Origin of the sequence: Shewanella sp. 6_MG-2023, assembly GCF_030547195.1 — a bacterium.
GTDB lineage: Bacteria > Pseudomonadota > Gammaproteobacteria > Enterobacterales > Shewanellaceae > Shewanella.
Map to the genome: position 1 here is coordinate 49,143 of NZ_JAUOQU010000013.1, position 20,856 is coordinate 69,998.

The following is a 20,856-nucleotide window of genomic DNA, read 5'->3' on the forward strand; positions in this document are numbered from 1 at the left end:
TTATAAAAATTATTTAAAAATATTTGGGGAACGTTATTCATGAACGCAATGTTAAATATTAATAACTCACAAACAATTTGTTTTAAAAAGTCATTTGTCGCTAAGGCGATCAATACTGCTGTTGTAACGGGTTCATTACTGGCATTATCAGCCTGCTCTGACGCTGAAGTAGCACCAGAACAAACCATTGAAACAGCGGCTGAGATCACCACCATTAAGCAAGTCGCCCCCGGCGCTCCGGGTATCGATCCAACCTGGGCATTTTCTGGTAAGACTGGTATTGGCACCTCTTATGAGCCTTATGTAAACGGTCAATACCAAAGCACAGCAGACAACCCAGTCAGCAAAGTCTGGTTTTCCATAGCCCAAGGTGTGCTAACAGAAACCATGTATGGCTTGATCCACAATGCGCAGTTAAAAGAAATGCAGTTCATCATTACTGGTGATGGCTTTGTTGATACTGAAAAAGAAGACACCATCAGTAGCATCGAATATTTACATCAAGATGAACAAGGCCGCCCATTATCATTAGCCTATAAAGTGATCAATAAAGCTAAAAATGGTCAGTACCAAATTGAAAAGCATATCTTTACCGATCCAAACCGTGACAGCATGATGATGAAAGTTATCTTTACCGCTTTTGCTGATGGTATTACCCCACACTTATATGCCAATCCACATGTAGATAATAGTGGCGCCAATGATATCGCCAGTATTGAAAATGGCGCGTTAGTGGCATACACCAATAATGCTGACTCATCAGTAATGACCATCAAATCTGATGTAGAATTTACTCAAGCCAGTGCCGGTTTTGTCGGTAAATCTGATGGATTAGTTGATCTAAAAGACAACGGTCAGTTAAATAACCTCTATAACACCACCAGCAGTGATAACAGTGTTATTGGCAATGTTGCGCTTACAGCTCAATATCCAACCTTAAGCAAATCAGCAGATAACAATACCCTAGAAATGAATATTGCTATCGGCTTTGGTCATGATAAGCAAAGCAGTTTAGCCAATGTCGATGCCACATTGACTAGCGGCTATGACAAGGTATTAAGTGCTTATCTTGGCGATGACAAACATGTCGGCTGGAAAGACTATTTAACTTCGTTGCCAGTGCTTAACGACATGAGTGCTAACACCACTGATAACGGTCAATTACTTTATACCAGTGCACTAGTGTTAAAAGCCCAAGAAGATAAAACCCACGCAGGCGCACTAATCGCTTCACTGTCTAACCCTTGGGGTGACAGTGTTTCTGCAAAGGTGGGTAGCACCGGTTATAAAGCGGTATGGCCGCGTGATTTTTATCAATGCGCTATGGCCTTTTTAGCCATGGGTGACACACAAACCCCAAAAGTGGCTTTTGAGTATTTAAAGAAAGTACAAGTCAGCCAACAAACACCTGAATATGTCGGCACTCCAGGGTGGTTCTTACAAAAAACCCATGTTGATGGTGAAATTGAATGGGTTGGTGTTCAGCTTGATCAAACAGCAATGCCAATAATGCTCGGTTGGAAATTATGGCAAGCGGGCGTATTAACTGATGCAGAAATCAGTCAATGGTATACCGACATGCTTAAACCTGCGGCAGAGTTCTTAGTTACTGGCGGCAATGTAAAACTAGATTGGAATGACACCAGTATTACGCCTCCTAGCACCCAACAAGAACGCTGGGAAGAACAAGCGGGCTTCTCACCTTCTACCACTGCTGCGGTTATTGCTGGGCTGGTAGCCGCCAGTGATTTAGCTAAGCTGGCCAAAGATGAAGATGCTGATAAATACCTACAACTGGCGCGTAAGCTAGAAGCCAGTCTTGAATCAACAATGGTGACGACAACGGGTGAGCTTACTCAGGACAATAAACCTTATTATGTTCGAATCAGCCCAAATGGTAACCCAAACAATGCCGACAAGTTATTAGATAACAATGGCAAACCCGGTCTTGATCAAAGAGTCATTCTTGATGGCGGTTTCTTAGAGCTAGTACGTTACGGCGTGAAAGTCGCTAATGACAGTGTGATTCAAAACAGCGTTATGCTAATTGATAACACAAGCCTTGAGCACAACCTAAGAGTTAAGTACGAATTTAAAGCCAAAGATGGCAGTTTAATTCCTGGCTTTAGACGCTATGGTAACGATGGTTATGGCGAAGATATCACTAGCGGTTTAAGTTATGCTGAAAAAGGGAATACTGAAGACCAACGTGGCCGCGTATGGCCTTTCTTTACCGGTGAGCGTGGTCATTATGAACTGGCGTTAGCTAAAGCCAATGACACTCTGACAACTGAAAGCCATCAAGCGCTTATAAACACCTATGTTCAAGGCATGGAAACCTTTGCCAATGAAGGCATGATGTTACCAGAACAAGCTTGGGACGGTGTGGGTAACCCGACGCGTTATAACTACGCGATGGGCGATGGCACCAACTCAGCGACACCACTTGCATGGACACACGCAGAATACGTGAAACTGGTTCGCTCTATGACAGATAAAGCCGTATGGGACTATTACCCTATCGTGGCTGACAAACTGGCTAAATAACCGCAAAGGTTTACATACATTCAAAAGCCGCAAATAAAATTTGCGGCTTTTTTATGCACTTAGGCCAAAAAAACGTGCTTAATTGTTGGTATGTCTGACTAAAGTAGTTAATACTATTCTCGCAACAAATTGTTGCAAACCAAACAATAAACAAACAAGGTTAAGGAACAACCCATGGATTGGTATATTAAGGTTTTAAAACAATATTTTGATTTTTCAGGACGAGCAAGACGCAAAGAGTATTGGATGTTTGGTCTAATTAATTTAATTTTCTGCATCGTGTTGATGTTAGCGGATCAAGCTCTAGGCACGGTTTTTATATATTCACTATATTCTATCGCTGTTTTAATACCAGGAATTGCTGTTTCTGTAAGACGTCTTCATGATACAGATCGAACTGGTTGGTGGTTATTAATTGGTTTAATTCCACTAGTTGGTATTATCGCTCTTATTGTTTTCTTCTGCTTAGATAGTAAGGAAGACAATGATTATGGCGCCAATCCTAAAGCAGTTAACACTGACGCCTAATATCGAACAACGAGTATGATTACAAAGCTAAGTTAGTAAAAAAAGCATATTGAATTTCAATATGCTTTTTTATTTGCCATATAGAAACCAAGCTCCTGAAACTAACTCAATTGCTGTTTTAATTTTAAGCCTGCATTTATTAACAGCAAAGTGACACCACCAGCAATGAGTCCAAATAATGCGTTTAACAAGCTTGGCGTAATAGTTTGTAGTATCACGCCAACATAAGCTAACTCTCCCGCCAATACAGCGATATGGCTAATTTGTTCACTTACGATATGAATCCCATGGGTTAAAATGCCGCCACCCACCATAAACATCGCAATGGTGCCAATAATGGTTAAGCCCTTCATTAGATATGGCGCTGCTGCAAGTAGCCAAAAACCGATTTTGTGCCATATTTTTACTAATGTGCCCTCACCTTTTCTTTGGGTAAGGTAAAGGCCTAGATCATCAATTTTTACTATGCCAGCCACTAAGCCATACACCCCTACAGTCATAATTATTGCTATTACACTTAAGGTTAAAAACTGACTCATTAAACTACTTTGAGAAACAACACCAAGGCTTATCGCTATAATTTCAGCAGAAAGGACAAAGTCAGTTCTAATGGCACCTTGAACCTTCTTCTTTTCAAATGCGGCCAAATCTTGTTTTGATTTTTCAACAATTTGTTCATCTGCCACGGCCACTTTTTTATCTTTACGATGTACATAACTATGGTGCACCTTTTCAAAGCCTTCATAGCATAAAAAGATGCCGCCAAACATCAGTAAAGGGGTGATCGCCCAAGGAATAAAAGCGCTGATGAGTAAAGCGGCCGGGACTAGAATTAATTTGTTTCTAAAAGAGCCTTTGGCTACCGCCCATACCACCGGTAACTCACGCTCTGATGCAACACCAGAAACTTGTTGCGCATTAAGCGCTAAATCATCACCCAATACCCCTGCGGTGTTTCTTGCCGCGACTTTACTCATCGCGGCGACATCATCTAATATTGTTGCAATGTCATCGAGTAAAACTAATAAGCTTGCACCCGCCATAATGGCATCCTTGTCATTTCTACTAATCAGTTAAAAGGCAATTTGCCATAATAGACCAAAGGTATCGAAATCGTTACCTATACGGGTAATAACACCGGTACTGGCATACACTTTAATACTGTGTTGCTGATTTAAAGCCAATGAGTAAGTCAATCCAAAGCGCGAATTATCCTGACTATCATTCGCATCAATACCATTTTTATCCGTTTCACCACCAACAAAATAATTGCCGCTTAACGACAACCATTGGCCACGAGCAATACTGTAAATAATGTGACCTTGAAAAGTATATTGTGGGTCTTTTGAAAGTAAAACCTCATTATAAAATTCATCATTATCACTATAAAAACGAACAGAGCCCATGGCACTGTAATACCAATCGCCTACTTTATAAGAAATACCAATGCCCGGTCTAAATACCCATTGGTTGGCACCAGCATTAATCAGTTTGGTTTCATCATAAGAACCAACAGGAATGCTCAGCTGTAAGCTTGTCCCCATTACGAGTCCTTCACGATATTGCCCAAAGTCTTTTTTTTCAACGGCTGGAGCGCCGTAAAAGTTCCATGTTAGCCGTACATTAGGATCACTATAACCACAACGATCAGCTTCTACAAATTCGCCCAAGTAATTTGCACTGCCTTTCATACAAACTCGTGAAGCAGAAACGTCTAGTTTTGATGAACGGCCCGCAATAGCAAAGCTTGTGGCATAACCCACTACCGCGGCATCAAGTGTGAGCTGGGCATCTTTGAGAGGAACTGAAGGAGATGGCGATAATGCCCCTTCAGAGTGTAAATATCCAAGGGCAACAAAGTGCATGCCAATAGGAATATTGGTGTAACTTCTCGGTTCAAGGTCTTGGGCTTTAATTGATAGTGGAAATAGTAGCAGTACGATGAGTAAGAGGATGAGCAATAGCCAGCTTAATGGCCAGTAAAATAACTGGCGCCAGTAGTGTCGAGTCTCAATGACCAGCAAAAATACACCTTTAAATGTCACATTATTATCCATAATAATTTCAAACCAGCTATGAAATAATAGCTGGTCAAGTGTGAATCCGTCAGTATTTATCTGATTAGCTTTGATCTTGCTCTGCAGTACCACATGATTGACGCACCACTAAATTAGTCGGAATAAGTTGCGACGCCACTTCTTTCCCTCGAATGAGTTTTAGCAGACTTTCTACCAGGATCTCGCCGGCTAATTTAGTATTTTGCCTAACCGTCGTCAGCGCCGGATTAGCAAAACTCGCCACTGGTATATCATCATAGCCAACCACAACAATATCTTCAGGTACCCTTACACTCCGTTGCTTTAAAGCGCGTATCGCACCAATTGCAATTAAATCACTGGCGGCAAAAATAGCGTCAAATGGATGGCCACTATCCAATAAATTAATGGCCGCATCAAAACCTGAGCTTTCAGTGCTAATGGCATCAAACTGAATATTTTTATTGGCTTTAATGCCTACTTTTTTTAATGCATCAACATGGCCTAGATAACGGTCTCTAAATTCTGGGCTATGCTCAGATGCATCACCCAAAAAGGCAATGTTTTGTTTATTTAACGAGATAATATGCTCTGTGGCTATCACCCCACCTTGCTGGTTGTCACAGCCAATTGATAACACTTCTTTGTGGTTAGGCTCTGCGCCCCAAATGACAAAATGGGTATTTTGCTCCAGCAGCTTTTGTAGTTTGTGCCCATAATCCACATAATCGCCATAACCTAATAAAATAATGCCATCGGCTTTATTACTGTCTTCATAATCGGCATGCCAGTCGCTAGAAAGCTGCTGAAAAGATACCAGCAAATCATAACCTTGCTGCGCCGTAGCACGGGTTATAGAGCCTAGCATCGATAAGAAAAATGGATTGATTAACGATTCATCGTTAGTGGGATCTTCACAAATCAATAATGCCAGCGTGTAACTATTTTGAGTACGTAAATTACTGGCGTTTTTATCCACTTTATAGTTAAGTTCTTTCGCAATAGCTTGAATACGTTGCCTTGTTTCAAGATTGACTAAGGGACTATTTCTCAGCGCACGAGAAACAGTCGATTGAGATACACCTGCTTTGTAAGCAATATCAATTGAAGTAGCTTTAGATGTCATATTCGCATCACGCCTTTATTATAGTTTTTTAGGTACTCTGTTATTGTTTATACCTAAAATGACATTAACAATCACCGTTTAATTACTTTTATAAACCTAATTCACTTAACAGATCATCAGCTTCATTTGTAACAGCAACTGCAGCACTTGTTGCTGCCAAATAACCTGCCTGCTTGTTAACACGATTGCCATGGCTTTCAATTAAAGCATCAGGGTCTATATCTTCATCCATGGCAAACTCTTTAAGTTTAATAAACTCCGTTTTATCCATGGCAAATTCAAGATAAAAGATATGATTATCTGCCGTTCTAAAGGTAACTCTTCGAGATACGGCCTCATCTAAATTGGTATCGATTGATATAGTCAGCTCTTTATTGATAGTCAACATTTTAGGCTGGCTTTGACTGATAGAGGTTTGTAATTCCTTAGAAATGGTTTTAATGAAATTACCCAAAATTTGATTCATTAATTCGCCCATCACATTGGCAACATCATCAGATGTATGTGAAATGGCTAGTTCAGATTCAGGCATGCCCATGTTAAGCATGTAGCGACGGTAAATTTCTATAGCCGCTTCTTTGGTAAAATTGATCACCACTAAGCCAGAAAAACCACCATCAAATATAGAAAAACAGCCAAGATCAGGTTTTAAACAGGTGCGAGTGATGTTTTGCACCATACCGGCATGAGTCACTTGACTGTCGCTGGTGCTTGAGAGGACATGGGTTACTGAGTGACATAACTTGAGTAAAATATCATCAGTAGTAACGACTTGCAGAGAATTCATAACAATGTTTGCCTTGTTTTAAAATTGCTTCATTTTAGGCTTATCACTGAACAAATCAAAGCTAAAACATTTTATTAGCAAAAATAAATACCCGCACCAACAAATGCTCAATATAAGCAAATATTTTTAATGGTTTAGATCAATATAATTAAACCTTTCCCCACCTAAAAATGTATCATTTTGTACGAAACCGTTATTAGCTCACAAAAAACCACATAAATTGTTATTTATATAACAATTTATGACAATATTTTACTCATAAATGTTTTACTCATAAATATTTACCTAAATACATAAGGTCAAAAATGATTTCCTTTTTACGGCAATTAACAATTTTAAAACGCCTTTTTATAATGCTAGGCCTAGCAGCTGTTGGTACTGTCATTTTTGCCAGCTTCTCGATTAATGAGCAGTACAACAATTTATTAAAGCAAAAACATCTACAACTTGATGCACAAGTTTCCACGGCGGTATCGATGCTTGATGCACTGAGCGCTAACAAGCTAACAGTTGATAATGACACTAATGATCATCAAAGATTAGCCGAGCAAGCACTCTCAATTATCAATGATATCCGCTACCTGACAGATGATGCCTATATTGTATTCAACCAAGAAGGCAGCGTAATCAGTTTTCCAGCTAACGAGTCAAATTTGGGCCGCAGCGCAGAGTCATTTATTGCAGCTGATGGCAGCCTGCCCTTTGTTGAGTTAATCACTGAAGCTAAAACCAACACAACTGCCCATTTGGATTATCAAGGCAGTGAAGGATATTCGAGTAAAGTTACAACAATTTTGGCTGAAGCGCATTTTTATCCTCAATGGGGCTGGACCATTATCGCTCAAGCAAGCGCCGCCGATGTTAATGAGAGTATGGGCAGTGTGATTATTAATTATTTGATTATTATGTTGATAATCTCCATCCCAATTTTTGGCTTTTTTTTACTGCTTAATGTATCAATCACTTCACCTATTAATGCAGCCATTGCTGCTATGGAAGATATCGCAAAAGGTGAAGGTGATTTATCTAAGCGGTTAAACAATAGTGGTAATGACGAAGTGGCGAAAATGGCCGATGCCTTTAATGCATTTGTCGAAAAAATTTCAACTATGGTGGCCAACTTAAAACCACTAGGTACTGAACTTGATACCGATGCGCAGCAGCTATTGGTGGCCGTGGAAGAATCCAACCAAAGCGCGGAGCTAATACACCGCGAAACCCAAAGTGTTGCCACTGCTGTTAACCAAATGTTAGCCACCACCAATGATATGGCGCAAAACACCTATCAAGCTGCAGATGGTGCCAACAACGTTAAACAACAAGCGCAGCAGTCTCAGCAGTTTATGCAGCAAACAGTGCATGAAACCCAAATACTGGTGACTGAACTTAAAAATGCTGAAAGCGTTACTCATGATTTAGGTAAATCTTCAGTTGAAATCAGCAGCATTTTAGACACCATTGGCGCCATTGCAGATCAAACCAATTTATTAGCATTAAACGCTGCAATTGAAGCTGCGCGGGCCGGTGAAAATGGTCGCGGTTTTGCTGTAGTTGCCGATGAAGTTCGCGCCCTTGCCACCCGTACCCAAGCCTCTACCAATGAAATTAATAAAATTATTTCTCAGATCCACAATGGCGTTGAACATGTCATAAAAAGTAATACTGAAACCCAGTTGCAATCTGAGCAATTACAAACTAAAGCAATACAATCGCAACAAGCCATGACTGAAATCTTAACCGTGATTGCCAGTATCAGTGATATGAACACGCAACTTGCCAGTGCTACCGAAGAGCAGTCACATGTAACCGCCGAAATTAGCCGTAATATCACCACGATTTCAGATCTCACTGAGGTAGCGGTTAAATCCAATGAAACTAATAGCCAAGCCGCGCAGTCATTACAGCACATCAGCCAACATGTGACTCAGACCTTGAGTCAGTTTAAAACATAATTTTTTTTAATTTAAAGCCTAAAAAATACGTAAACCCGCTACTTACATTAGCGGGTTTGCGTTATTATCATTTGTATTATTAATGCTAAGAACGTAACTTCAATGTCCGATAGAATCTATTATGAAAAAACCGTTACCATTATCGCTCCCCATGGCATTCATACGCGACCTGCAGCTTTATTAGTAAAAGCGGCAAAAACCTTTGACTGTGATGTCATTGTCGAATGTAATGGTAAACAGGCCAGTGCCAAAAGTTTGTTTAAATTACAAACCTTAGGATTATATTTAGGTCAATCAGTTAAGGTCTTTGCCGTAGGTGATAAAGCAGAAGAAGCCGTTGAGACAGTGTCTGAATTACTCATCACCTTAAGTTAGTAGGATAAAATTTACAGGAAGTCATATGGCGGTATCAGGTATTGTAGTGTCACCAGGAATAGCATTTGGTAAAGCTATTCATATTAATCTGCACCACTCAAAGGTGGACTACAGATTATTGCCTGTCGCACAAATCCCACAAGAATGTGAAAAAGCCACCAAGGCGATTATCTTCCTAAGTCAATATTTAACTGATTGCCAGCAACACCTTGCCGTAGACAGCGAACACTTTAGCCTGATAGATGCTGACATCATGTTATTACAAGATGATGATTTGGCCTTAGAACTAAAAAAGTATATCACCCGCTTTCGTTTTTCAGCCGAAGTTTCCATTGAGCGGGTATTTGCTCAACATGCTGATGAACTGGCTCAGCTAGACGACCCTTATATGGCTAATCGCAGTAATGATGTTATTTGCTTAGGCAAAAGGTTGATGGCTGCCGTAAATGGTACCTTGCTGTGGGATGTTTCAAAGTTAACTGAAAATACCATTTTGCTGGCTGAAGACCTCACCCCTGCTGAATTTGCCACTATTCCACTCAATAAAATTAAAGGCATAGTGCTCAAAACAGGTGGGCTTACCAGCCATACTGCTATTTTAGCCAAGGCGGCCGGTATTCCAGCACTGCTAAGTTGTCAGTTTGACAATTTCAATATAAATGATGGTAGCCCACTTATTATAGATGGCATTAGTGGTGAATTACACATTAATCCCACTGAATCAATTACCCAGCAACTTCAGCTTAAATCAGCACAAGAAACTCAACGACGCCAAGCACTAAAACAGTATGTGGACCAAGACAGTATCACCCAAGATGGCCATCCTGTGTGCTTACTCGCTAATATCAGTAGTTTAAATGATGTTAGCCAAATACAAGATGCGGGCGCTGCGGGGATCGGTTTATTCCGCACAGAGTTTTTACTCATGCAAGTGGATAGTGTACCTGATGAAAAACAACAGTTTCATTTATACTGCGATGCGCTGCACAGCTTAAATGGAAAGGTGCTGACCATACGTACCTTCGATATTGGTGCAGATAAAGAAATACCCTGTCTAAGTCAAGATTATGAAGACAATCCGGCACTGGGCGTACGGGGGATCCGCTACAGTTTGCAACATAAATCGCTATTTAGTACTCAAATTAAAGCAGTGTTACGGGCCGCTAATCATGGCCGAGTTCGGCTATTATTTCCTATGGTCAATCAAATAGAAGAATTAGAGCAAGCATTTGAAATCATAGACTGGTGTAAGCAGCAATTAATTGAAGAGGAAAAAGGCTTTGGTGAGATTAATATCGGCATCATGGTTGAAACACCTGCTGCAATATTAAATTTACCCCACCTATTGCCTAAGTTAGACTTTATCAGTATTGGTAGTAATGATTTAACCCAATACACCCTTGCTGCAGATCGAGGTAACCCTGAGCTGGTTAAGGATTATCCCCCCGTATCACCTGCAATGATCAAATTTATCAAAATGGCGGTTGATGAGTGTAAAGCGCATCAAACCAAAGTCTGCTTATGCGGAGAATTGGCCAGCGAACCCAAACTCATTAGCCTACTGGTGGGTTTAGGCATTGATGAGTTAAGCGTTAACAGTGCCAGTTTATTGGATGTAAAAGCCACTATTTGTAACGGCAATTACGCCCAGTTTACTCAACAAGCTGAGCAAGCATTAACCTTAAGTCATATTAACCAGCTCAACGAATTGTTAAATTAATAACAGCGATAGCGATGTGTTATCGTTAACTATTTTAAACATCGAAATAATCATAATAAAAGAGGCTGCATGTAATGGGATTTTTAAGCCGTATACGCAGATTAATATCAGGGCAACCGACCTTAACTGGTGGGATCAAAGTCTACGCGCCAATTTCTGGCGAGCTAGTTGACATCGAGAAAGTACCGGATGTAGTTTTTGCCGAAAAAATTGTCGGCGATGGTCTTGCAATTAACCCAACAGGAAAATTCATCCTAGCGCCGATTGACGGCACCATAGGTAAAATTTTTGAAACAAACCACGCATTCAGTATAGAGTCACACCAAGGACTCGAGCTATTTGTGCATTTTGGGGTCGGCACGGTCGAATTGCGCGGTAATGGCTTTAAACGACTCGCAGAAGAAGGCCAACAAGTTAAAGTTGGCGAACCCATTTTAGAATTTGATTTAGACTATCTAACCGATCAAGTTGAAAGCCTGTTAACCCCTGTAGTGCTCGCTAACATGGAAGATGTGCAATATTTAGATAAAGCCCAAGGCGCAGTAATTGCTGGGAAAGACGTAATATTTACCGTTGAATTATAACGTTAGCAGCAACATAATGACTATCACACCACCATACAGGGAAATCAAACAAAAATGAGTAGTAGTGTTATTTTCGGAATAAAGAATTGCGATACCGTACGTAAAGCCCGTAAGTGGTTAGAAGCAGAAAACCAACCTTTTAGCTTTCACGATTTTAGAGAACAAGGTATCGATGCCAAAACCATTACTCAGTGGACTGAATTAACCGACTGGGAATTATTATTCAATAAACGCAGCACCAGTTTTCGCGCCTTAACTGATGCCCAAAAAGACGGCATAGATAAACAAAAGGCCATCAGCTTGATGGTTGAACACCCAACCTTGATTAAGCGTCCCGTCCTTATTCAAAATAATAAGATCCTTATTGGCTTTAAAGCAGCAGATTATCAAGCGTGGTTTAACTAATGACTCAAGACGTATTAGCATTAACCAAAGAGTTAATCTCACGCCCTTCTGTGACTCCATTAGATGAAGGTTGTCAAACCTTAATGGCTGAGCGCCTTGAAGCTGCTGGGTTTAACATTGAACCTATGGTATTTGAAGACACCACAAATATGTGGGCAAGACGGGGCACCGAAGCGCCTGTTTTTTGTTTTGCTGGTCACACTGATGTGGTGCCCGCGGGCGATTTAAATAAATGGCACACCCCGCCTTTTGAACCTACGGTTATAGATGACTATATTCATGGCCGCGGCGCCGCAGATATGAAAGGTTCACTGGCAGCGATGACTATTGCTACCGAACGTTTTGTGGCTAAGCATCCCGATCATAAAGGCTCTATTGCATTTTTAATCACCAGTGACGAAGAAGGCCCATTTATCAATGGCACCACTCGCGTTATTGATACCCTTGAAGCTCGCAATGAAAAAATCACCTGGTCATTGGTTGGCGAGCCTTCATCGACCCATAAGTTAGGTGATATTGTAAAAAATGGCCGTCGAGGCAGCTTAACCGGTAATCTTACCGTTCATGGCATTCAAGGCCATGTTGCCTACCCGCACCTTGCAGATAACCCAATCCATAAAGCCTCACCCGCATTAGCTGAGCTTGCGCAAATGCATTGGGATAATGGCAATGAGTTCTTTCCACCAACCAGCTTTCAAATAGCCAATATTAATGGTGGTACGGGTGCGTCCAATGTCATTCCAGGTGAACTAGAGGTGATGTTTAACTTCAGGTATTCAACAGAAGTCACTGCTGAGGAACTAATTAAACGCGTGCTCAACATCTTAGATGCCCATGGATTAAATTATGAAATTGACTGGGTGTTTAACGGCCTGCCTTTTCTAACCGGCGGCGGACCCTTGCTTGAAGCCACTAAAGCCGCGATTTTAGAAGTCACTGGTTATGAAACCGATCCTCAAACAACAGGTGGCACCTCTGATGGACGCTTTATTGCACCAACAGGCGCACAGGTTATCGAGTTAGGTCCGGTAAATGCGACCATTCATAAGGTCAATGAATGCGTGAAAGTCTCAGATTTAGAAGTCTTAGCCCTATGCTATGAGTCTATATTGGAAAAGCTTTTGTGCTAAATGTTGATATCAGCAATCCAGCCCTTTATGGGCTGGACGAATCACAACTTGTCACTGTACAAGGGCATTTACTGACTCAAAAAACCGCTGACGCATTTGGCCAAATGCAGCAACACGCAGTCCTTGATGGTATTGCCATTGAGCTTTGTTCGGCTCACCGCAATTTTGCTAAACAAGCAGCAATTTGGAACGCGAAAGCCCAAGGGAAACGGATTCTTTTAGACCTCAACAACCAAGTATTGGATTGTCAAAACCTCACTGACGATCAACTTGTTGATGCGATTTTAAATTGGTCTGCCCTACCCGGCGCATCACGCCATCACTGGGGGACTGACATTGATGTCTATGATGGCAATAACATAAATCGGCAACAACTAAAATTAATTAGTGACGAATACTTGATTGATGGCCCTTGCGGCGCCCTTTCAGTATGGTTGCAACATCATGCTCAACAATATGGGTTTTATTTACCTTATCAAGCCGGGCGCAGCGGCGTGAGCCCAGAACCTTGGCATTTAAGCTATTTTCCTGAATCTAGCCTTTATTTAGCCCAATACGATCGCAAAAGCCTCAAACAACTGTTGTCTAATTCTAATATCTCATTAAAATCAGCGCTGATAAATCGACTCGATGAATTAGTTGACCGCTATGTGTATTTTATTGCAGATGCGCCGAAGTGATTTTAAGCCGGTTAAATCAGTATCAAACACTAGATCTGATGAATTTATCATAGTATCCGCAGATTATTTTTATATTGTTAACCTTTATTGAGACCATTCATGCCTAATCAAAGCCAGACCTTTGCTATTAATGAACAACCGCTACATTTTATTGATCAAGGCCAAGGTCCTGTCATCTTGTTTATCCACGGCTTCCTCAGTGATTGTCAACAATGGCAGCCGCAAATAGAATTATTTAGCCTATCTCATCGCTGTATTGCGGTTGATTTATGGGCTCACGGTCAATCAGGTGCACTACCTAGTGGCACCACATCTTTGGTCACTGTCGCTCAGCATTGCTTATCCTTATTAGCCCATTTAAATATTGATCAGTGTATGGTTATTGGTAATGGTTGCGGCGGCGCTATTGCAGCAGAAATGGTCTTAGCCCAACCTAAAACGATTTCAAAATTGGTCCTAGCCAACAGTTTTATTGGCTTTGAACCACAAGTTAATAGTGCCAAATACCAATTATGGATTGATGAGCTTTGCGCAGCTAAACAGTGCAGTGAAGCACTCGCCGATACGATAAGCAGCCAGTTTTTTGCTGCAACCGATGATTCTCAAACATTAATGGCTAACTTTAACCAACAGCTAATGGGGTTATCAGCTCAACGCATTGAACAACTTGCCTTGTTTGCGCCGTTAGTATTTTATAAACGTGACAGCTTAGAATTAGCAGAGCAATTCACCCTGCCATGTTTAATCCTCGTTGGCTCACAAAATAAACTGCGAACGCCGCTAGAAGCCTATTTAATGCAAGACTGTATTAGCGCCAGTAAACAGCTGCAGATCAGTAACGCTGGTCACATGTGTAATCAAGAACAGGCAGACGAATTCAACCAGCTTTTACACGCTTTTTTATAAAGCCTAAAACAACTAGTGTTACTGCTAATAAGCTGTACGACTTGATTAAAAGTTATAATAATTACGCATTTTCATCACCTTATATAGATTAAACAGTACATTGCAATATACTGATATAATAATAAAAATTTATAGTGCAACCAGTACTCCTGTTTGTCCGAGTAAACTTAAAAACGGTTATAAAGCATAAATGAAATTATTAAAGCCTCTTTTTGACAATAATCGCCGCTGGGCTGAACGCATTAGTAAGGAAGATCCTGAATTTTTTGCCCAGCTTGCCCAACAGCAAAATCCTGAATATTTATGGATCGGTTGCTCTGATAGCCGCGTACCTTCAAATCAAATTATCGACTTGATGCCTGGCGAAGTATTTGTGCACCGTAATATTGCTAATATGGTGATCCATACCGACCTTAATTGCTTATCTGTCATTCAATACGCTGTGGAAGTGCTCAAAGTAAAACATATTATGGTTGTGGGGCATTATGGCTGTGGCGGTGTAAAAGCGGCTATGAGCAAAGAGCGTTTAGGCTTGATTGATAACTGGTTAGGTCATATTCGTGATATTTACCGCATACACAACAAAAACCTAGAACAACTTAGCCCACAACAACGTTTTGACCGCTTGTGCGAGCTAAACGTTATGGAACAAGTTGCCAATGTCACCAGCACAACGATTGTTCAAGATGCATGGGACAGAGGCCAAGAAATTGCCATTCACGGCTGGATATATGGCATTAATAACGGACTACTTACAGATTTAGATGTCACGGTAAATAGTGAGCATGCCAATAATGCGCTGTAAAAATGTTGATATGGCCAACGAACCATCTCTGCAGATCAGATAATCTTTACAGAGATTAAACTAAATAGGTAACAACCAAATGCTGACTAAGCTAATTGGTTGTATATAATAAAGCATAAGTTACATTCGGGCTCAGTAGCCCCTTTGTTTAGCGTTTCAGATAAGTAGGATATTGATGAAAGTTACTCTTTTAATCCCAGCAAGATATGGCTCAAGTCGTTTTCCAGGTAAACCACTGGCACACATTAACGGCAAACCAATGATACAGCATGTGTGTGAACGTGCGGCACTCGCTAAAGGGTTAGATAATATCTACGTTGCTACTGATGATGTTCGCATAAAAGACACGGTTGAGTCTTTTGGTGGTCAAGTAGTCATGACCAGCTCTGATGCGGCTTCTGGTACTGATCGCATCAATGAGGCCATTGATATACTTGGATTGGACGACAGTGATTTAGTGATTAATGTACAAGGGGATCAACCGTTAATTGACCCTATTTCAATTGAACAAATGATCAGCTTATTTGAACGCCACCCAGGCGAATTCGAAATGGCGACATTAGGTTATAAAATTGATAAAGACAAAGATATTGATGACCCTATGCAAGTAAAAGTGGTTTTTGATAACGAGTTTAATGCCCTGTACTTTTCACGTTCTCGTATTCCTTTTTGCCGTGATAATGACAGTGAGGATTACGCGGTATACAAGCATATCGGCATTTATGCTTACACCAGTAAATTTGTTAAAGCGTTTGCTAAATTGCCCCTCGGTCGCTTAGAGAACCTTGAAAAACTTGAACAGTTACGAGCCCTTGAATATGGCCATAAGATAAAAATCGCCATCAGCGCTTTCAACTCACCAGAAGTTGATACCCCTGAAGATATCCGTAAATGTGAACAACGCTTAGCTGTTGATTAATCAGCAACTTAATGGTCAAAACACCAGTTAAGGATTATCATGAACGATTTAGAAGTTTGGCTTATTATCATTTTAGTCGTCGGTATTATTGCCAGTAATTTAGCGGTATTAAAATATAGCGCTAAGTTTAAAATGCCGCAGTTTGGTGAGCCAAAAACTAAAACTGATAAAGCTGCAGAAGACGAATCAGTAAAAGATCTTAATACCGACCAAGCGCCAACGGATAAGGGTGATAACGACAAGTAACTCAAGTAATTCAAGTAACTACCGGCTTAAATACCTTATGATGCATCAGGTATGACTCATAGGCTTCAGCCCTGGTAAATTAGCCTGACTTGATCGAAAAAAATAAAAAAAGCGAATGACACTGTTTATTTGCAGTAGTCATTCGCTTTTTGTAGTTTTCTCTAAATTTATACAAACTATGCCAGTTGAATTAGAGCAGTAGCTTGGCTCAGTTTTAACAGGTTTTGAGTGTCTATTTAGGATTTTGAAACAGACGAAGTCTCTTTATCTAAAGCTAAACTGTTGTTTTGATTACTACTGTTAGGCCAAGCATTAATCACCGCTTTTACCAGTGACGCTAATGGAATTGCAAAGAATACCCCCCACACGCCCCATAAGCCGCCAAAAACCAACACCGCGGCAATAATCATCACTGGGTGTAAATCCACTGCATCAGAAAATAATATTGGCACCAACACATTACCATCAAGGGCTTGGATTATCCCGTAGCCAATCATCACATAACCAAATTCAGGGCTTACGCCCCACTGCACAAAGGCCACTAACGCTATGGGTAATGTCACCAGTGTCGCGCCAACATAGGGGATCAATACGGATAAACCCGTTAACACCCCTAACAATGCTGAGTAACGCAGTCCCATAATGGCAAAAAATACGTAGCTCACAGTACCAATGATGACAATCTCAATCACTTTTCCGCGAATGTAATTGAAAATTTGTTGGTCCATTTCAAACCAAACTTTACGAGCTAAATCACGATTATTAGGAAAAAAACGTTTACTGCTTTTCAGTAACTGATCTTTATCTTTTAAGAAGAAAAACACCAATAACGGCACTAGAATCACGTATACCATCAATACCAGTAGCGAGGCAGAGTAACCTAAAAGTTGTTTGCCTATATCAAATAAATGCTGGGTATCAACTAACTTTTTAAGCTCTATTACCATGGCATCAATTTGTTCAATGCTGACATATTGTGGGTAATCAACCGTTAATGCCTTAAGTGACTGCATCCCGGTATCGATCATTATCGGTAAGTCCGTAGCTAAGGCAACTCCTTGACGCCATAAGCTAGGGATAAGCCCAAATGCGACTAATACCATAAGGCCGACAAATAACACTAAGATCAGTGAGGCGCCGACTGTGCGATTAATACCAAATTTCGCTATTTGCGCCACAGGCCATTCAAGTAAAAAAGCTAAAATGAGTGCTACAAACAATGGCGCAAGTAAGCCACCAGCAAAATAAATTAATAGCCCGATCCCCAATAAAATAAATAATAATGTAATTGCATGTGGATCACTAAAGCGCGCTTTATACCAATCACCTAAAAATGAAAGCATTTTGTTCCTTAAACAGTGTCACAGAAGACTGAGTCATATTAAGAGTTAACTAATCTTAAGTCAGCCTAATTATTCAGTTAAATTGTTACCTTTCGTAACCATAAAAGACAGAGAGTTAGGGCTTTCATCAGTTATTTTGAGCTGATAACCCATTTTTTTTAAAAACTGCGGAACATCTCGACGTGAACCAGAGTCAGAGATACTGAAAGATAGCGATTCACCGAGCTTGAGCTTCTTCAATGCCAACTTGATTTGTACCAAAGGATACGGGCATTGATATGCAGTTAAATCAATTAATTTCATTATAAATTTGCTTAAAAAATTCTCTAGCCATTATCCTAGCAAGGATAGTAAAGTACAAGTAATTCGCTTTAGCTTAAATTGCTTTCCACCCTATTTAAATAATTATAATAAAGGTTACATTTGCGCAAATTATCGTTTACCCAATTCTCAAAAAGTGTTGTAACAACTGCAGTTGCCTTAATGCTAACCGCTGGTGTGGCAAAAAGCTTTGCCAGTAACAATCTTCCCGATCTTGGTACTGCCGCAGTCAATACCTTTAGTTTAGAAAAAGAAATGGTATATGGCGATGCCTATATGCGGGTCATTCGTTCATCAGCACCTATTGTTAGTGATCCTGTGCTGAATCAATATATGTCAGAACTTGGCAATAAACTGGTTGCCCACGCCACTGGAGTAAAAACACCCTTTTACTTTTTCTTATTAAAAAATGATGAAATTAACGCCTTTGCTTTTTTCGGGGGCCATGTAGGCGTACATACAGGCTTATTTCTTAATGCCGACACAGAAAGCGAATTAGCCTCTGTACTTGCCCATGAAATTACTCACGTAACGCAACGTCATTTAGCCCGTTCGTTAGAAGCACAAGAAAAAAGTTCTACTGCTACTATTGTGGGGATGTTAGGGGCGATTTTATTAACCATTGCTGCGCCACAAGCAGGTATGGCAGCGTTAGCTACAACCCAAGCGTTATCTACACAATCACGCATTAACTACACACGTTTACATGAAAGAGAAGCTGATAGAATTGGCATGCAAACGCTCGCAGCTGCGGGATTTGACCCCAATGGCGCCGCCGATTTTTTCTCTAAGCTTGCTATACGCTATCGCTTTACTACTACGCCACCGCAAATGCTACTGACTCACCCATTACCCGAGTCACGTATTACCGATGCCCGTAACCGCGCAACCCAGTTTCCTCATCGATATATCCCTGATCAGTTAAACTACCAACTTGCTAAAGCGCGTATTCAAGTGCGCTTTTCAAGTTACAGTGAACAAGCGGCATTATCTATGTTTGAGCAGCAACTAAAAAAAGAAAGCTATAGCTTTAAAAGTGCTGCACTTTATGGGAAAGCATTGGCTCTATTTAGAGCGAAACGCTTTACTGAAGCAGAAGATATTATCGATGACTTGTTAGCAAATAAGCCAAACAATCTGTTTTATATTGATACTAAAACTGATTTGTTAGTTCAAAAGAAAGATTTTGACGGCGCCATTGAGATGTTATTGCATCACAATAAGCTTAAACCTATGTCGCAAGTAATTTCAGCTAACCTTGCCAACGTGTATGTGGAAGCTGAACAACCCGAAAAAGCCATTCCGCTATTAGAAGATCTTATATTTCTAGATAAGCAAAATATATTGCCTTATCAAATTTTAACTCAGGCCTATCGCAAAATGGGTAATAAGGCACTTGAATATTATACTAATGCTGAAGTCATGGCCTTAGCGGCCAATTATGATGGCGCGATTGATCAACTTAACTATGCCTATCGCCACTCAGAAGGCCAATCGTTACAAGTTGCCAGAATTGAGGCGAGGATCCGCCAATTTAGACAAGCTAAACGTGAGCTTGACGCTCTCAAATAATTACCGCTAAGCAATGGTGAGTTAAGTTATCAGATAGCTAACCATTGCTTAGATTTTTTGTTAATATGCCCCAAAATATAAAAAAGAAGCAATCTAATGACAACTGTTACCCTTTATCATAACCCTCGCTGTTCAAAAAGCCGCCAAACCCTTGCGTTACTAGAAGCGCAAAATGTTCAAATAAACATTGTTGAATATTTAAAAAACGTTCCTTCTAGCGACGAAATTAGCGCTATTTTAGCCATGTTAGCAATCAGTCCAAGAGAGCTAATGCGCACTAAAGAAACCGAATACAAAGAACAAAACCTTACGGATGTTAATTTAACCGATGAGCAATTAATCAACGCCATGATTAACACCCCTAAATTAATTGAGCGCCCTATTGCTATTGCAAACGGCAAAGCTGCAGTAGGTCGACCACCTGAAAATGTGTTAGCCATTTTGTGAGAATAACCATGACAACACATACCTTATTTCAACTATGCCGTGTGGGCTATGTCTCATTATTAATGTTGCTTACTGGCTGGTTTATCCAGCAAGGCATGACAGGTGAATATTCATTAGCCTTTAATTTGTTATGGATAGCCCCTTTGTTACTGCCCATTAAAGGGATATTAACGGGTAAGCCATACACTTATGCCTGGGCAAGTTTCATTTTATGCTTATACCTTTTACATGGACTAACCCTGCTGTATGTCACAGAAGATGCATTATATTTTGCGCTTATTGAATCTGTACTTATTAGCGCACTGTTAGTCGCTTTTCCTTTTTATGCCCGCCTACGTGGTAGAGAACTAGGCTTAGGTTTAAAGAAAAAGTCCAAAGACCAATAATATAAGCTTGCTACTTATAAACTAAATTACTTAAGCGCCTT

At 40.4% G+C, this 20,856-nt stretch carries 22 protein-coding genes; 16 read left to right on the top strand and 6 right to left on the bottom strand.

Features of this window, described 5'->3' with window-relative positions; all coding sequences use genetic code 11:
• The first annotated feature begins 48 nt into the window (after positions 1-48).
• The gene (locus tag Q4533_RS09500) at positions 49-2,547 is read left to right on the top strand and encodes a glycoside hydrolase family 15 protein (RefSeq protein ID WP_303502673.1); all 2,499 of its coding nucleotides are present in this window, start codon (positions 49-51) and stop codon (positions 2,545-2,547) included.
• Between the two features lie 174 nt (positions 2,548-2,721).
• A complete protein-coding gene (locus Q4533_RS09505) occupies positions 2,722-3,075 on the top strand; it encodes a DUF805 domain-containing protein (protein WP_102437350.1) in 354 nt (117 codons plus the stop codon).
• A gap of 101 nt (positions 3,076-3,176) precedes the next feature.
• Here Q4533_RS09505 and Q4533_RS09510 read toward each other — a convergent pair whose 3' ends face one another.
• The 4 genes from Q4533_RS09510 to Q4533_RS09525 all read right to left on the bottom strand — a co-directional run bounded on the left by Q4533_RS09510 (position 3,177) and on the right by Q4533_RS09525 (position 7,024).
• Positions 3,177-4,118, bottom strand: a complete 942-nt coding sequence (locus tag Q4533_RS09510) for a DUF808 domain-containing protein (RefSeq protein ID WP_303502658.1) — start codon at positions 4,116-4,118, stop codon at positions 3,177-3,179.
• 30 nt (positions 4,119-4,148) lie between these two features.
• Complete coding sequence (locus tag Q4533_RS09515) at positions 4,149-5,120, bottom strand: transporter (RefSeq protein WP_303502659.1); 972 nt, start codon at positions 5,118-5,120, stop codon at positions 4,149-4,151.
• A 76-nt stretch (positions 5,121-5,196) separates the two neighbouring features.
• Positions 5,197-6,237, bottom strand: coding sequence for a LacI family DNA-binding transcriptional regulator (locus Q4533_RS09520; RefSeq protein ID WP_303502660.1), 1,041 nt, complete (start codon positions 6,235-6,237; stop codon positions 5,197-5,199).
• Positions 6,238-6,325: 88 nt separating this feature from the next.
• Complete coding sequence (locus Q4533_RS09525) at positions 6,326-7,024, bottom strand: DUF3334 family protein (RefSeq protein ID WP_102476631.1); 699 nt, start codon at positions 7,022-7,024, stop codon at positions 6,326-6,328.
• 305 nt (positions 7,025-7,329) lie between these two features.
• Here Q4533_RS09525 and Q4533_RS09530 point away from each other — a divergent pair, with 305 nt between their 5' ends.
• The 11 genes from Q4533_RS09530 (at position 7,330) to Q4533_RS09580 (ending at position 16,746) form a co-directional block, all read left to right on the top strand.
• Positions 7,330-8,976, top strand: a complete 1,647-nt coding sequence (locus Q4533_RS09530) for a methyl-accepting chemotaxis protein (protein ID WP_102476630.1) — start codon at positions 7,330-7,332, stop codon at positions 8,974-8,976.
• A 102-nt stretch (positions 8,977-9,078) separates the two neighbouring features.
• Positions 9,079-9,351 (top strand): HPr family phosphocarrier protein, encoded by a 273-nt coding sequence (locus Q4533_RS09535; RefSeq protein ID WP_102437341.1) that lies wholly within the window; start codon positions 9,079-9,081, stop codon positions 9,349-9,351.
• 25 nt (positions 9,352-9,376) lie between these two features.
• Positions 9,377-11,071, top strand: coding sequence for a phosphoenolpyruvate--protein phosphotransferase (gene ptsP / locus Q4533_RS09540; RefSeq protein ID WP_303502661.1), 1,695 nt, complete (start codon positions 9,377-9,379; stop codon positions 11,069-11,071).
• A gap of 74 nt (positions 11,072-11,145) precedes the next feature.
• Positions 11,146-11,655: a PTS glucose transporter subunit IIA gene (crr, locus tag Q4533_RS09545; protein WP_102437337.1), complete on the top strand. Its 510-nt coding sequence runs from the start codon at positions 11,146-11,148 to the stop codon at positions 11,653-11,655.
• 54 nt (positions 11,656-11,709) lie between these two features.
• Positions 11,710-12,060, top strand: a complete 351-nt coding sequence (locus Q4533_RS09550) for an arsenate reductase (protein ID WP_102437335.1) — start codon at positions 11,710-11,712, stop codon at positions 12,058-12,060.
• A complete protein-coding gene (gene dapE / locus Q4533_RS09555; protein WP_102437333.1) occupies positions 12,060-13,190 on the top strand; it encodes a succinyl-diaminopimelate desuccinylase in 1,131 nt (376 codons plus the stop codon). The genes Q4533_RS09550 and dapE overlap by 1 nt, the downstream gene beginning before the upstream one ends.
• Positions 13,184-13,870 carry a M15 family metallopeptidase gene (locus Q4533_RS09560; RefSeq protein ID WP_241901055.1) on the top strand — a complete coding sequence of 229 codons (687 nt, stop codon included), beginning with the start codon at positions 13,184-13,186 and terminating at the stop codon, positions 13,868-13,870. Before dapE ends, Q4533_RS09560 begins: the two co-directional genes overlap by 7 nt.
• Before the next feature lie 99 nt (positions 13,871-13,969).
• Positions 13,970-14,776 (top strand): alpha/beta fold hydrolase, encoded by an 807-nt coding sequence (locus tag Q4533_RS09565; RefSeq protein ID WP_102437331.1) that lies wholly within the window; start codon positions 13,970-13,972, stop codon positions 14,774-14,776.
• A gap of 190 nt (positions 14,777-14,966) precedes the next feature.
• Positions 14,967-15,581: a carbonate dehydratase gene (gene can, locus Q4533_RS09570; protein ID WP_102437329.1), complete on the top strand. Its 615-nt coding sequence runs from the start codon at positions 14,967-14,969 to the stop codon at positions 15,579-15,581.
• Between the two features lie 175 nt (positions 15,582-15,756).
• On the top strand, positions 15,757-16,500 hold the full coding sequence (kdsB, locus tag Q4533_RS09575) for a 3-deoxy-manno-octulosonate cytidylyltransferase (protein ID WP_102437327.1): 744 nt from the start codon (positions 15,757-15,759) through the stop codon (positions 16,498-16,500).
• A 39-nt stretch (positions 16,501-16,539) separates the two neighbouring features.
• Positions 16,540-16,746, top strand: a complete 207-nt coding sequence (locus tag Q4533_RS09580) for a DUF2897 family protein (RefSeq protein WP_102437325.1) — start codon at positions 16,540-16,542, stop codon at positions 16,744-16,746.
• Positions 16,747-16,982: 236 nt separating this feature from the next.
• On the opposite strand, the gene Q4533_RS09585 is transcribed toward Q4533_RS09580, so the two are convergent.
• Positions 16,983-18,089: an AI-2E family transporter gene (locus Q4533_RS09585; RefSeq protein WP_102437323.1), complete on the bottom strand. Its 1,107-nt coding sequence runs from the start codon at positions 18,087-18,089 to the stop codon at positions 16,983-16,985.
• A gap of 69 nt (positions 18,090-18,158) precedes the next feature.
• Positions 18,159-18,392 (bottom strand): sulfurtransferase TusA family protein, encoded by a 234-nt coding sequence (locus Q4533_RS09590; protein ID WP_102437321.1) that lies wholly within the window; start codon positions 18,390-18,392, stop codon positions 18,159-18,161.
• Between the two features lie 180 nt (positions 18,393-18,572).
• On the opposite strand from Q4533_RS09590, the gene Q4533_RS09595 reads away from it, so the two are divergent.
• The 3 genes from Q4533_RS09595 (at position 18,573) to Q4533_RS09605 (ending at position 20,815) form a co-directional block, all read left to right on the top strand.
• A complete protein-coding gene (locus tag Q4533_RS09595; RefSeq protein WP_102476650.1) occupies positions 18,573-19,982 on the top strand; it encodes a M48 family metalloprotease in 1,410 nt (469 codons plus the stop codon).
• A 96-nt stretch (positions 19,983-20,078) separates the two neighbouring features.
• Positions 20,079-20,429: an arsenate reductase (glutaredoxin) gene (gene arsC, locus Q4533_RS09600; RefSeq protein WP_303461210.1), complete on the top strand. Its 351-nt coding sequence runs from the start codon at positions 20,079-20,081 to the stop codon at positions 20,427-20,429.
• Positions 20,430-20,437: 8 nt separating this feature from the next.
• Positions 20,438-20,815 carry a DUF2069 domain-containing protein gene (locus tag Q4533_RS09605; protein WP_102437317.1) on the top strand — a complete coding sequence of 126 codons (378 nt, stop codon included), beginning with the start codon at positions 20,438-20,440 and terminating at the stop codon, positions 20,813-20,815.
• Positions 20,816-20,856 lie beyond the last annotated feature (41 nt).